The organism is Azospirillum largimobile (assembly GCF_977007025.2).
This window is the reverse complement of record NZ_CDRMUA020000003.1, coordinates 606,840-619,315: the sequence shown is the minus strand read 5'-3', so window position 1 is coordinate 619,315 and position 12,476 is coordinate 606,840. Positions and strand designations below refer to the sequence as shown.

Here is a 12,476-nt window from a genome sequence, read left to right as displayed (position 1 = left end):
CATGGAACTGATCCTTTCGCTCGGCATCGGCGTGCTGACAGGCTCCGGCGTGTGGTTGCTGCTGCGGCCCCGCACTTTCCAGGTGATCATCGGCCTGTCGCTGCTGTCCTATGCCGTCAACCTGTTCATCTTCTCCACCGGCGGCCTGCGCACCGGCGCCGAACCGATCCTGGAGGGCGGCCGGGCCGGCAACCTCGCCATGCATGCCGATCCGGTGCCGCAGGCGCTGGTGCTGACCGCCATCGTCATCGGCTTCGCCACCACCGCCCTGTTCCTCGTCCTGCTGCTCGCCGCCCGCGGCCTGACCGGGACCGACCATGTCGACGGAAAGGAGAAGAGCCGGTGACCGGCTGGATGGATCACCTGACGATCGCGCCCATCGTCCTGCCCATGCTGGCGGGAGCGGTGATGATGCTGATCGACGAGCGGCAGCGCACGCTGAAGGCCGTGATCGGCATGGCGTCGGCGCTTGCCCTGCTCGGGCTGGCCATCCTGGCGATGACGGTCGCGGATTCGGGCGCGGCCGGCGTCCGCGTCTACCGGCTGGGCGACTGGCCGGCCAATTTCGGCATCGTGCTGGTTCTGGACCGCTTCGCCGCGCTGATGCTGGTGCTGACCGGCATCCTGGGGGTGGCCGCCCTGCTGTTCTCGCTGCCGCGCTGGCAGAAGGCGGGCGCGCATTTCCATTCGCTGTTCCAGTTCCAGCTGATGGGGCTGAACGGCGCCTTCCTGACCGGCGACCTGTTCAACCTGTTCGTCTTCTTCGAGATCATGCTGGCCGCCTCCTACGGGCTTGCCCTGCACGGCTCGGGCCTTGCGCGGGTGCGGGCGGGGCTGCACTACATCGCCATCAACCTGTCGGCGTCGCTGCTGTTCCTGATCGGCGTCAGCATGATCTACGGCATCTCCGGCACCCTCAACATGGCCGATCTGGCCGGCCGCGTCGCCGGTCTGGCAGCGGAGGACCGGGGACTTCTGGAGGCCGGGGCGGCCATTCTGGGCGTCGCCTTCCTGATCAAGGCGGGGATGTGGCCGCTCGGCTTCTGGCTGCCCAACACCTATTCCACCCTGGGTGCGGCCTCTGCCGCCATCGTCTCCATCCTCAGCAAGGTCGGCGTCTATGCCGTGCTGCGGCTGTGGCTGCTGGTGTTCGGCGACGGGGCAGGGGCCTCCTCCGGCTTCGGCGGCACCGTCCTGCTGGTCGGCGGGCTGCTGACCATCGGCTTCGGGTCGATCGCCGTGCTGGCGACGCAGAACATGGCGCGGCTGGCCGGGGCGAGCGTGCTGGTGTCGTCCGGCACGCTGCTGGCGGCCATCGGCGCCGGGCAGCTGTCGGTGACCGGCGGCGCCCTGTTCTATCTCAGCAGCTCGGTCCTGGCGGTCGCCGGCTTCTTCCTGGTGGTGGAACTGGTGGAGCGCGGCCGCGCAGTCGGCGCCGACGTGCTGGCGGTGACCCGCGAGGCGTACGGTGAGGGCGATGACGAGGAGTCCGACGATGGCGGGGCCGGCGTCGCCATCCCGGCGACGATGGCAATTCTCGGCATCGGCTTCATGTCCAGCGCGCTGCTGCTGGCCGGCCTGCCGCCGCTGTCGGGCTTCCTCGCCAAGTTCGCGATCCTGTCGCCGCTGCTGGCCGCCGGCCCGGACGTGCCGGTCACCACCTGGGTGCTGATGGCGGCGCTGGTCCTGTCCGGGCTGGCGACGGTGGTGGCCATGACGCGGGCCGGCATCGACGCATTCTGGGCCTCCCCCTCCGAGGAGGCGCCGCGCGTGCGGGTGGCGGAAATCGCGCCGGTCCTGCTTCTGCTCGCCCTCAACGTGGCGCTGACCGTCCAGTCCGGGCCGGCGATGCGCTACATGGAGGACACCGCGAGGTCGCTGCATGCGCCGCGCGACTACAACGGCGCCGTGATGTCCGTTGCCCGTACACCCGGAACGACGGGAGGCTCCCAATGAGACCGTCGATGAGCCGATGGCTTCCCTACCCCATGATGACCGCGACCCTGCTGGGAGTCTGGCTGCTGCTGAACGAAAGCGTGGCTCCGGGCACGATCATCCTCGGCGGCGTGCTGTCGCTTGTGACCGCCGCGACGCTGAACACGCTCGGCCTTCCGGGCGGACGGCTCCGTCGGCCGCGGGCCGCCGTGTCGCTCCTGCTGCTGGTGCTGGAGGACATCGTGCGCTCCAACATCGCCGTCGCCCGGATCATCCTTCGGCCGGGCAAGGGCGGCCGGGTTTCGGGCTTCGTGCGCATTCCGCTCGACCTCCGGGCACCTTATGGGCTGGCGACGCTGGCCTGCATCGTCACCGCCACGCCAGGCACGGTGTGGGTCGCCTATGACCGGACGCGGAATACCATCCTCCTGCACATCCTCGATCTCGTGGACGAGCAGGTGTGGATCGAGACCATCAAGGGGCGGTACGAGACACGGTTGATGGAGCTGTTCGAATGATCGTGAAGCTGCTGATGGGAACGATCCTTCTGACCCAGATCCTGCTGGTCGTCGCCATGGCCTTCGCGACCTTCCGGGTGCTGCGCGGGCCGCGGGCTCAGGACCGCGTGCTGGGAATGGACACCCTCTATGTCACGGCGACCATGCTGCTGCTGACCTTCGGCATCCGCACCGGCAGCATCCTGTATTTCGAAGCGGCGCTGATCATCGCCCTGTTGGGATTCGTGTCGACGGCGGCGCTGGCGAAGTTCCTGATGCGCGGGGAGGTGATCGAATGACCCATCTGGCCGAAATTCCCGCCTGGGCGGCGGTCCTGACCGCAGTGCTGCTGCTGACCGGCGCCGTCCTGACGCTGATCGGGACGGTCGGTCTGCTGCGCTTCGACAGCTTCTACCAGCGCGTCCACGCTCCGACATTGGGCTCGACGCTGGGCATCGGCTGCATCCTGCTGGCCTCGATGCTGTTCTTCTCCGTCCTGGAATCGCGGGCGATCATCCACGAACTGCTGATCACCGCCTTGATGGTGGTCACCACGCCGATCACCCTGATGCTGCTGGCCCGCGCCGCCCTCTACCGCGACCGCACGGAGGGAAGCGACGAGGTGCCGCCACCGCCGTCGGATTGACCGGGCTTCCTCAAATCCGCCGCAGCCGCCCCATCAGTTGCGGGTTGTCCCAGTTCGGCTGCCGGTCCTCAATCACCACGCGGTGGAGCAGGGGCGTGTCGCGTTCCAGCACCACCTCGACCCAGCGCGGCACCAGCTCGTTGTTGAGGTCGTCGAGAATGGCGAGCGCCAACGCCTCCAGCCCGTCCGCGAAACCGGCGAACTCAGCCAGATAGGCGGCGACGGAGGCCGGGTCCGGCACCAGCCGGTCTGGCACCAGACGCAGGGTCAGGCGCGTGCCGGCCATCGGTTCGCCGTGCAGTTCCACCAGATAGTCGTGGCGGGCGTCGGGGGAGGGGCGGGTGGTCAGGCGCTCGCGCCTCATGCGGAAACTCCAAGTCCGGCCTGCCCGGCGCGGGTCAGCTTCACCCAGCTGCGGGCGCCCGACTGGAAGGACAGCCCGCCGCTGTAGCCCACCGCCCGCACGCTGTCGGCGAAGACTTGGATCAGCTCCACCCGCAGCTCCGGCGGCAGGGTGGCGTGGCTGCGCAGGATCAGGTCGAAATGGTTCGGCCGGACCAAGCCGTCCAATTGCATCGGCCCGAAGCGGCTGAGGTCCAGATCGATGAGGAAACGGCTGCCGGGCTTGCCGCGCGGCCTGCCGTCGCCCTCCTCGTCCTCCTTCAGGGGATGGACATGCAGCTTGATCGGCTTCGGACCGGTCGAATCCATCAGCGGGATGGTGTAGCTGCGCCAGTCGCCCGGCAGCGGTTCCGCGGCCTCGCGGCGCAACCCCTCGAAATCCTTGTCCAGCCGCTCCAGCAGGTCGCGCCGGCCGGCCTTGTCGAGCGCGGAGGAGGCATCGTCGCCCAGCCAGCCCCGGGCATCGCCGCCGCGCATCGCCGCCAGGAAGAAGCCAAGCGCCGCGGTCAGCTTGCGGTTCGGCTGAGGCATGGTTGCCAGCATCGACTTCGCCAACGTCGGGTCGGACGCCGCCAATGTCGCCATCAGCTGCCGCATCGCCGGCCAGTCGCGCTCGCCGACCGGCCCCGGCGGGCCGGGCAGGGTGGGGGCCGCCGCCTGGGTCGCCTGGGCGAGGTCGGTGAGAGCCGCGGTGACCTTGGCGCCCGGCGGCAGGCTGGCCGCGACGTTGAGGGCCAGCATGCCCTGTTTGGTCGCCAAAATCGGCTGACCCTGCGGCGTGCTGCCGGCGACCGTGCCGCGCAGGACGGGGGTGTCGGGCGGAAGGGCGGGAGCTGCCGCTTCCGGAGAGGATTGGCCGCCGGCCTGGCTCCCAGCCGGGCTACTGCCAGCCTGGCTACTGCCGGTCTGGCTTCCGCCCTGCCCGATCCGTCCACCGGCGTCAGAGTCGCCGGGCGGGCGCGGCTGTTGCGGAGGCGGGGTGACGGTCAGGATCCTCAACGCCACCGTGGCGCCGCGCGGCAGATCGGGCGGCTCGGCAGCGGTGCCGGCGGCAGTGCCGGGCGGCTGGTCAGGCGATGCCGGGGTTCCCGCGCCGGGGTGCGCCGCATCGCCGCCCAGTTGGACCGGCGTGCCGAAGGTTGCACTTCCCCCGGCCATCGGCGGTGCCGGCATGGATGGGGTGGCGGGTGCCGGTGTGGCGGGTGCCGCAGCCTCGGGCTTGGCCGGTCCGACCGGGTTGGCGCCGGTTGGGGAGGGGGGAGGCGGCTGGGGTGCGGCGCCGCCGGCCGGCGCCGCCAGCGTTGGCTTGGCGCCCGATCCGCCGGCGATCACCAGTGCCGGCACCACCGTGCCGGGCAGCAGGGGCGGCAGGGCGGGCACCGTGGTCGGGGTGGGGGTCGGCAGCAGGACGGCGGGAGTCGCGGCATTTCCGGGCGCCGGGCTGCCCGCGGGCGTGGCTGCCGTCGTCCCGCCTGCCGCCGTTCCGGCCGCCCCCGTCCCGGTTGGGGTGCCCAGCGCCTGCAGCAGGATCAGCGCGGTCGGCTTGGCTGTGACCGTCGCCGGTGTGGTGGGCGTTGGTGTGCCGTTGCCGGGGGTGATCTGGACGGTGACCGGCTTGTCGGGCGGCAGCTCCGCCTTGCTGTCGAGCAGCAGTTCGCCTGCCGACGTGCGCACGCGGGTCAGGCCTTCCGGCGTCTGGCCGGCGACGGTGCCGGTCAGCACCACCGGGCGGGTCACCTCCGGCAGCCGTTCGGGCAGCTGGACGACCGTGGCCTCGGCCGTGACGGGTGCGGGCGTGGCGGGAGCCGCCACGGCGGTGGCGGCAGCGGGCGTGACCGATGGTGGGAGCGCCCCGCCCATCGGTTCCGCTACTTGGAACCGGCCAGCAGCCGCTGCACGATCGCCTCGACGTCGCGTGCCGCGTCGCAGGCGGGCGAGCGGGTCAGCAGCGGGGTCTGGTTGCGGATGGCGTCGCGCACCTTCAGGTCTCGGCGGATGATGCCCGCCAGCGCCGGCTTGTATTTCAGGAAGTTCTGGCAGGCCTTCAGGATGGTGCCGTAGGTGCGTTCGCCGTCCTTCACGCTCTGCGCCATGTTCACGACGATCCGCAGGTCGGCCGACGGGTTGGTGGCATGGGTCAGCTTGATGAAGGCATAGGCGTCGGTCAGCGAGGTCGGCTCGTCCGTCGTCACCACCAGCGTGGTGCCGGCCGGCCCCGACAGGGTGCGCACCGTGCGGTCGACGCCGGCGCCCATGTCCATCACCACCCGGTCATAGCCCTTGGCCAGTTCCAGCAGGTCGTTGCGCAGGCCCGACAGGCGCTGGCTCGGCAGCTGCGCCAGCGTGCCGGAGCCCGACCGGCCGGCGATGATGTCGAACCCGGTGTCGGGGAAGCGCTGCGCCGCCTTGGCAAGCGTCACCTCGCCGTTGATGACGGCGCCCAGATCGTTCTTGGGAGAAAAGCCCAGCTGGATGTCGACGTTGGCGAGGCCGAGGTCGCCGTCGAACAGCAGGGTGTTCATTCCCGCCTTGGTGAGGGCGTGGCTGAGCGTGATGGAGAACCACGTCTTGCCGACGCCGCCCTTCCCGCTGGCCACGGCGATGACGTTGGCGCCGCGCAGCGGGCGAACGTTCTTGAGGGCGGCCGGGAACACCGGATCGGTCATGGCAGGGTCCTCGACGAGGGGGAACTGGAGGCTTTTGCCTTGGTTGCGGATTTTGCGTTTGCGGGTTTCGTTGGCTTGGCGGCGGCCCTGCGTGGTGGCGGGGGTGGCGGCGCCGGCTCGATCTCCGGCTCGTCGTCCTCCGGCTCATAGCCCCGCCCGAAGGTCGGCTTGCGCGCGCGCGTATGGTCCGGCTCATGATCCGGCTGCCCGTCGCCTTCCTCTTCCCAGTCCGCGGTGCGGGCGGTGCGGCGCGGTGCCGACTCCTTGGCGGCGGGCGCCTTCTCCTCGGCCGGGATCATCATGCGGGCGAGCGCCAGCGGGTTCAGGGCGGTCAGCCCTTCCGCCACCTTGGACGACACGCTGGCGTCGCAGAAGGACAGCCGGGCGCGGGCGGCGATCGCAAGCAGGCTGCCCAGCCGGCGGGCCATGTCCAGCCGGGTGACCAGCATCCGCCGCACGCCGACCGCCTTGAAGGCCAGCGCCATGTCGGCGGCCTCCAGCGCGTCCAGCCCGGCGGGCAGGACCAGCACCGGCTCCACCTCCCCGGCGCCGAGCAGGGCGCGGAGATCCTGCATGTCTACGGCGTCGAAGGGGTTGCGGCCGGCGGTGTCGACCAGAACGAGGTCGGTCTTGCGGTGCACTTCGAAGGCGCCGGCCAGCGCGTCGGGGTCCTCCACCGTCGCCAGCTTCAGCTTCATCAGCCGGGTGAAGGCGGCCAGCTGGTCGACGCCGCCGGCGCGCACCGTGTCGGTGGTGATGACGCCGACCGACCGCTTCTTGAAGACGGCGCGGGCCGCCAGCTTGGCCGCGACCAGCGTCTTGCCCGATCCCGGCGGCCCGACCAGCGCCAGCGGCTTCACCGGGCTGCGGCCGTCCGGCAGCGGATTGAAGGTGAAATAGGAATCGAGCGCCGAGCCCAGCGCCAGCCGCGGATCCTCGGTGTCGAGGCCCGACGCGGCGTCGATCAGCTGTTCGGCCAGGGTGGCGGGGACACCGTGGCGCTGCAGGGCGTCGGCCACCACCTCGCCCACGTCGATCTCGGGTTCGACCGGCTTCGGCGGGGCCTTGGCGCGACCGCCGCGCGCACCGCCGGAAACGGGGGCGGCCGGCAGGTCGTCCTCTTCCACCGCCGCCGTGACGCGCACGCCGCCGCCTTCCTCCTCGCGCGTTGCGACGATGATGGCGTCGTCGCCCAGCGACTGGCGCACCATCCGCATGGCGTCGGACATGGTCTTGGCGTGGAAGGACTTCAGCCGCATCGGCGGTGCCTTCCGTCAGGCAGGGGGGAGAGAACGGCGCGCACCATCAGATCTGCCCCAGGGTCTTGATGCGGGCCTTCGGGTGGATTTCGTTCTGGGACATGACCACGGTAGCCGGCCGGAACCGCTCCACGATGGAGCGGACGAACGGCCGGATCAGCGGGCTGGTCAACAGAACGGGGCTCTCGCCCATCATGGCATGTCGCTCGAAGGTTTGGCGGACGGAGGTGATGAACTGCTGCAGGCGGGACGGGGCCATCGTCAGCTGCCGGTCGTCGCCGTCGCCCACCAGAGACTCGGCGAACGCCTGCTCCCATTCGGGTGACAGGGTGACGAGCGGGATGAAGCCCATCTCGTTCGTGTTCGCGTCGCAGATCTGCCGGGCAAGGCGGGACCGCACATGCTCGGTGATCTGGGTGATGCTGCGGGTCTGGCTGGTCGCTTCGGATACCCCTTCCAATATGGTGGGAAGATCCCGGATCGAAACGCGTTCGGCAAGGAGATTCTGCAACACCCGTTGCAATCCGCCCACAGTGATCTGATTCGGCACCACGTCGGCGATCAGCTTCTGGTGTTCCTTGTCGGTCTCGTCCAGCAGCTTCTGCGTCTCGGTGAAGGACAGCAGCTCCTGCATGTTGTCCTTGATCAGCTCGGTCAGATGGGTGGTGACCACGGTGGACGGGTCGACCACGGTGTATCCCTTGAACAGAGCCTCCTCGCGGTAGCCGGGCTCGATCCAGATGGCGGGCAGGCCGAAGGTCGGCTCCACCGTCTGCTCGCCGGGCAGGCTCATGGCGTCGCCGCGCGGGTCCATGACCAGAAGCATGTTGGGCCGGATGTCGCCGCGCCCGGCCTCGATCTCCTTCACGCGGATGATGTAGGTGTTGGGCGGAAGCTGCAGGTTGTCCTGGATGCGCACGGCCGGCATGACGAAGCCGACCTCGCCGGCGATCTGCCGGCGCAGGCCCTTGATCTGGTCGGTCAGCCGGTGGCTTCCCGCCTGCGGCTGGTTGATCAGCGACAAGAGGCCGTAGCCCAGCTCCAGCCGGATCAGGTCGATGGCGAGCGCGGTGGAGATCGGCTCGTCCGGTACCGGCCCTGCTCCGGGCATGCCGCCCGGTCCTGCGCCGGCCGCTGCCTCCTCCGCCGCGGCGGCCTCCTCCGCCTCCTTCTTCGCGCGCAGGCGCGGCATGTACCAGGCTGCGGCGCCGACGGCGGCGATGACCGGGGCCAGGGTCAGGATCGGCATGCCCGGCAGCAGGGCCAGCACGCCGATGGCGCCGGCCGACAGGGCCAGCGCCTGGCTGTGGCCGGTCAGCTGCCCCACCACCGCCTTGTCGGTGGAGCCGCCCATGCCGGCCTTCGACACCAGGAAGCCGGCGGAGATCGAGATCACCAGCGCCGGGATCTGGGAGACGAGGCCGTCGCCGATGGTCAGCTTGGTGAAGGTGTCGAGCGCCTGCATCACCGGCATGTCGTGGCGCAGCACCGCGATGGTGACGCCACCGATGATGTTGATGAACATGATCATCAGGCCGGCGACCGCGTCGCCCTTGACGAACTTCGACGCACCGTCCATGGAGCCGAAGAAGGCGCTTTCGTCCTCCAGCTCCTTGCGCCGCGCGCGCGCCGTGCCTTCGTCGATCATGCCGGCCGACAGGTCGGCGTCGATGGCCATCTGCTTGCCGGGCATGGCGTCGAGGGTGAAGCGCGCCGCCACTTCGGCGATGCGGCCCGAACCGGCGGTGATGACCTTGAAGTTCACGATCGTCAGGATGGCGTAGATGATCACGCCGATGACGAAATCGCCGCCCATGACCAGGCTGGCGAAGGCCTCGATCACATGGCCGGCGGCCGACGTGCCCTCATGCCCCTGCGTCAGGATCAGGCGCGTGGAGGCCATGTTCAAGGACAGGCGCAGAAGCGTGGTGATCAGCAGGATCGTCGGGTAGGACGACAGCTCCAGCGGCTTCTCGATGAACAGCACCACCATCAGGATCAGGATGGAGATGGTGATGTTCAGCCCCAGCATCATGTCGAGCATGACGCTGGGCAGCGGCATGATCAGCCCGACCACGACGATCAGGATGCCGATGGCCATCGCCACGTCGCCGCGCTTCAGCGACGCCTTGGTGACCGCCCACATCTCGCCGAAGGCGGCCATGTTGCCGGGACCGCCGCCCCTGCCTCCGCCTCCGCCATTCTGTTCCGTCAGCGCCATGGATGCTCCCGCCGCTCAGGGCCCGGTGCCGGACCGGCCGTCAGGCCGTCGCCCGTTCGTCGTTGCCCGGCGAGGGCACGCTGCGGCCCTCGTCGCCGTACTGCTTCAGCTTGTTGCGCAGCGTACGGATCGAGATGCCCAGGATGTTGGCGGCATGGGTGCGGTTGCCCAGGCAGTGGGTCAGAGTCTCCAGGATCAGGTCGCGCTCCACGTCGGCCACCGTGCGGCCGATCAGCGCCGCCAGGCCGGCACCGGTCCCGCCGGCATTGGCCGCGGCGGCGGCACCGCTGTTGGCGGCCATGCCGTAGGGACCTGCCTTGCCGCCCTTGGGCGGGCCGTAGCTGGTCGGCAGGGCGCCCGGCGGCGGAACCACCAGGGGCGGGGCGGAGACGGGAGGCTGGGGCGCATGCGGCTGCGCGGCGGGCACGGTGCCGCCGGGGCCGGCGAAGGGGTTGGCGACCGGCGAGTCGGCGGGGATGGAGGCCTGGGCGCTGCCCTCCGGCGCCAGCATCTTGCTGGTCAGCATGATGGCCTCGGGTCCCACCTCTTCGCCGCGCGACAGCAGGACGGCGCGATGCATGGTGTTTTCCAGCTCGCGCACGTTGCCGCGCCAGTGGTGGGTCTTCAGCATCAGCAGGGCGTCCTCGGTCAGGCGCTTGTCTCCCAGCCCGTTGGCCTCCGCGTATTTCTTCAGGAAATGCTCGGCGATCATCGGGATGTCGGCCGGGCGTTCGCGCAAGGACGGGATCGCCACGCTGAACACGTTCAGGCGGAAATACAGATCCTCGCGGAAATTGCCGGAGCGGACCTCCGCCTCCAGGTTGCGGTTGGAGGTGGCGATCAGGCGGACATTGACCTTCACCGGCTGGCTGGAGCCGATGCGGTCGATCTCCTTCTCCTGGATGGCGCGCAGCAGCTTGGCCTGCAGGCGGGGATGCATCTCCGACAGCTCGTCCAGCAGCAGGGTGCCGTTGTTGGCCTCCTCGAACTTGCCGAGACGCCGGGCCACGGCGCCGGTGAAGGCGCCCTTCTCGTGCCCGAACAGCTCCGATTCCAGCAGGTTTTCCGGGATGGCGGCGCAGTTCACCGCGACGAAGGGCTCGCCCGACCGCCGGCTCTTGCGGTGGATGAAGCGGGCCATCAGCTCCTTGCCGGTGCCGCTCTCGCCGGTGATCATCACCGACGCGTCGCTGGGGGCCACCTGCTCGGCCAGCCGCAGCGTCGCCAGCATGGCGGGGTCGCTGCAGACGATGGAATGGCTTTCCTCCGCCACCGCCTCCAGCACCGCGGCGATCAGCTCGGCGTTCGGCGGCAGCGGCAGATATTCCTTGGCGCCGGCGCGGATGGCGCGCACGGCGGCGGCCGCATCGGTGCCGATGCCGCAGGCGACCACCGGGATGGTGATCCGCTCCGACTTCAGGCTGTCGATGAAGGTTGCGATGTCCAGCTTGACGTCGATCATCACCAGATCGGCACCGGCGGCGGCACGCAAGGCGTTCAGCGCCCCTTCGATGCTGTCGGTGTGCGACACCTTGGCCCCCCGCTTCATGGCGATCTTGCCGGCGGCGGTGATGTAGCCTTCCAACGTTCCAACGATCAGCAGACGCATAGCCTTACGCTCCCACTCTCGGGGCTTCCCGGTCGAAATACTGGATCCGCTTTCCAGGCGGCAGGACGGCGTTCAGGAGCATCTCCAGACGCCGCGGATTCTCCTGGCGCGCGATGGATACGGCGCCGATGGTAAAGAGGGTCTTGACCAGAGCGTCCTCCTCCGCCGACCGCTCCACCTTGGCGGCGAGCGGGGAGAGGACGACGTTGCCGAGCACGGCCCCGTAGAAGGTCGTCAGCAATGCCAGCGCCATCGCCGGCCCGATGGCCGACGGGTCGCTCAGGCTGCCCAGCATCTGCACGAGACCGACCAGCGTGCCGATCAGCCCCATGGCCGGCGCCACTTCCGACGCGCGGCGCAGCACGCCGGCGCTCTTGCCCAGGGCGCCCGCGGTCGCCTCGACCTCGCCGGTCAGCATCTGCTCGATGGTGTCGGGCGGATGCCCTTCGGTGATCAGGGTGACGCTGCGGTGCAGGAAGGGCTCGCCGCGCAGTTCCGGCAGGACGTTGCGCAGGGTCTCCGGCCCGGCCCGGCGGGCGGCCTCGGCCAGCAGGATCACCTGCCGCGCCACGCCCTTGGGGTCCAGCGTCTGGTGGACCAGCACCGCCGCCGCGCTCCGCCACGCCACCGCAACGTCGCCCAGCGAGAAGGAGGCGGTGGTGACCGCCAGCGTCCCGCCCAGCACGATCAGCAGCGACGGCGGGTCGAGGAAGGCGCGCGCGGAACCGCCGGTGGTGATCGCCAGCAGGATCACCGCCGCCGCCGCGGCAAGCCCGACCAGGGTCGCCACGTCCAGCCCGCCGCGCAGCCGCACGCCCCGCCCCGGAGCGGCGGCGGCGGGTGCCGCCGGCTGCGGTTGGGCCGCCTTGGCGCGGGATGCGGCGCTGTCGGACGATATCGCCATCAGCCCCGGTCCGACTTGATGATTTCCGTCATGGTCACGCCAAGCCGGTCTTCCACCACCACCACCTCGCCGCGGGCGACCAGGCGGTTGTTGACGTAGATGTCGATGGCCTCGCCGACCTTGCGGTCCAGCTCCACCACGGCGCCCCGGCCCAGCTTCAGCAGCTGCGCCACCTGCATGGTCGACTTGCCCAGCACCGCGGAGATCTGGACGGGAATGTCGTACACCGCCTCCAGATCCTTGGCGATCCCGGGGCTGGCGTAGTCGTCGCCATCGCCACCGTGCAGGTCGTTCAGCGAGAAATTGTCGCTCGGCATGTCGGTCTCGGACCTCCTTC

13 protein-coding genes are annotated in these 12,476 nt (G+C 70.0%); 5 read left to right on the top strand and 8 right to left on the bottom strand.

Annotated features, from left to right (window positions below; all coding sequences use genetic code 11):
• Position 1: 1 nt before the first annotated feature.
• The 5 genes from ACWPKK_RS20380 to mnhG are packed head-to-tail and all read left to right on the top strand — an operon-like array spanning position 2 to position 3,078.
• On the top strand, positions 2-346 hold the full coding sequence (locus ACWPKK_RS20380; protein WP_194914214.1) for a Na+/H+ antiporter subunit C: 345 nt from the start codon (positions 2-4) through the stop codon (positions 344-346).
• A gap of 8 nt (positions 347-354) precedes the next feature.
• Complete coding sequence (locus ACWPKK_RS20375) at positions 355-1,956, top strand: monovalent cation/H+ antiporter subunit D (RefSeq protein WP_452008248.1); 1,602 nt, start codon at positions 355-357, stop codon at positions 1,954-1,956.
• Positions 1,957-1,964: 8 nt separating this feature from the next.
• The gene (locus tag ACWPKK_RS20370) at positions 1,965-2,453 is read left to right on the top strand and encodes a Na+/H+ antiporter subunit E (protein ID WP_324869124.1); all 489 of its coding nucleotides are present in this window, start codon (positions 1,965-1,967) and stop codon (positions 2,451-2,453) included.
• Positions 2,450-2,731: a K+/H+ antiporter subunit F gene (locus tag ACWPKK_RS20365; protein WP_452007672.1), complete on the top strand. Its 282-nt coding sequence runs from the start codon at positions 2,450-2,452 to the stop codon at positions 2,729-2,731. The genes ACWPKK_RS20370 and ACWPKK_RS20365 overlap by 4 nt, the downstream gene beginning before the upstream one ends.
• Entirely contained in the window at positions 2,728-3,078 is a 351-nt protein-coding gene (gene mnhG / locus ACWPKK_RS20360; RefSeq protein WP_149224326.1) for a monovalent cation/H(+) antiporter subunit G, read from the top strand. Before ACWPKK_RS20365 ends, mnhG begins: the two co-directional genes overlap by 4 nt.
• Positions 3,079-3,088: 10 nt before the next feature.
• On the opposite strand, the gene ACWPKK_RS20355 is transcribed toward mnhG, so the two are convergent.
• The 8 genes from ACWPKK_RS20355 to fliN are packed head-to-tail and all read right to left on the bottom strand — an operon-like array spanning position 3,089 to position 12,456.
• Entirely contained in the window at positions 3,089-3,442 is a 354-nt protein-coding gene (locus ACWPKK_RS20355) for a hypothetical protein (RefSeq protein WP_452007670.1), read from the bottom strand.
• Complete coding sequence (locus ACWPKK_RS20350) at positions 3,439-5,340, bottom strand: hypothetical protein (RefSeq protein WP_452007668.1); 1,902 nt, start codon at positions 5,338-5,340, stop codon at positions 3,439-3,441. Before ACWPKK_RS20350 ends, ACWPKK_RS20355 begins: the two co-directional genes overlap by 4 nt.
• Positions 5,341-5,348: 8 nt before the next feature.
• Positions 5,349-6,146: a MinD/ParA family protein gene (locus ACWPKK_RS20345; protein ID WP_452007664.1), complete on the bottom strand. Its 798-nt coding sequence runs from the start codon at positions 6,144-6,146 to the stop codon at positions 5,349-5,351.
• Positions 6,143-7,405, bottom strand: coding sequence for a GTPase (locus tag ACWPKK_RS20340; protein ID WP_452007662.1), 1,263 nt, complete (start codon positions 7,403-7,405; stop codon positions 6,143-6,145). The genes ACWPKK_RS20345 and ACWPKK_RS20340 overlap by 4 nt, the downstream gene beginning before the upstream one ends.
• 46 nt (positions 7,406-7,451) lie before the next feature.
• A complete protein-coding gene (gene flhA / locus ACWPKK_RS20335) occupies positions 7,452-9,626 on the bottom strand; it encodes a flagellar biosynthesis protein FlhA (RefSeq protein WP_324869118.1) in 2,175 nt (724 codons plus the stop codon).
• A 40-nt stretch (positions 9,627-9,666) separates the two neighbouring features.
• Positions 9,667-11,235, bottom strand: coding sequence for a sigma-54-dependent transcriptional regulator (locus ACWPKK_RS20330; RefSeq protein WP_324869117.1), 1,569 nt, complete (start codon positions 11,233-11,235; stop codon positions 9,667-9,669).
• A gap of 4 nt (positions 11,236-11,239) precedes the next feature.
• Positions 11,240-12,139, bottom strand: coding sequence for a motility protein A (locus ACWPKK_RS20325; RefSeq protein WP_452007660.1), 900 nt, complete (start codon positions 12,137-12,139; stop codon positions 11,240-11,242).
• Positions 12,139-12,456 carry a flagellar motor switch protein FliN gene (gene fliN / locus ACWPKK_RS20320; protein ID WP_111069733.1) on the bottom strand — a complete coding sequence of 106 codons (318 nt, stop codon included), beginning with the start codon at positions 12,454-12,456 and terminating at the stop codon, positions 12,139-12,141. The genes ACWPKK_RS20325 and fliN overlap by 1 nt, the downstream gene beginning before the upstream one ends.
• Positions 12,457-12,476: the final 20 nt, after the last annotated feature.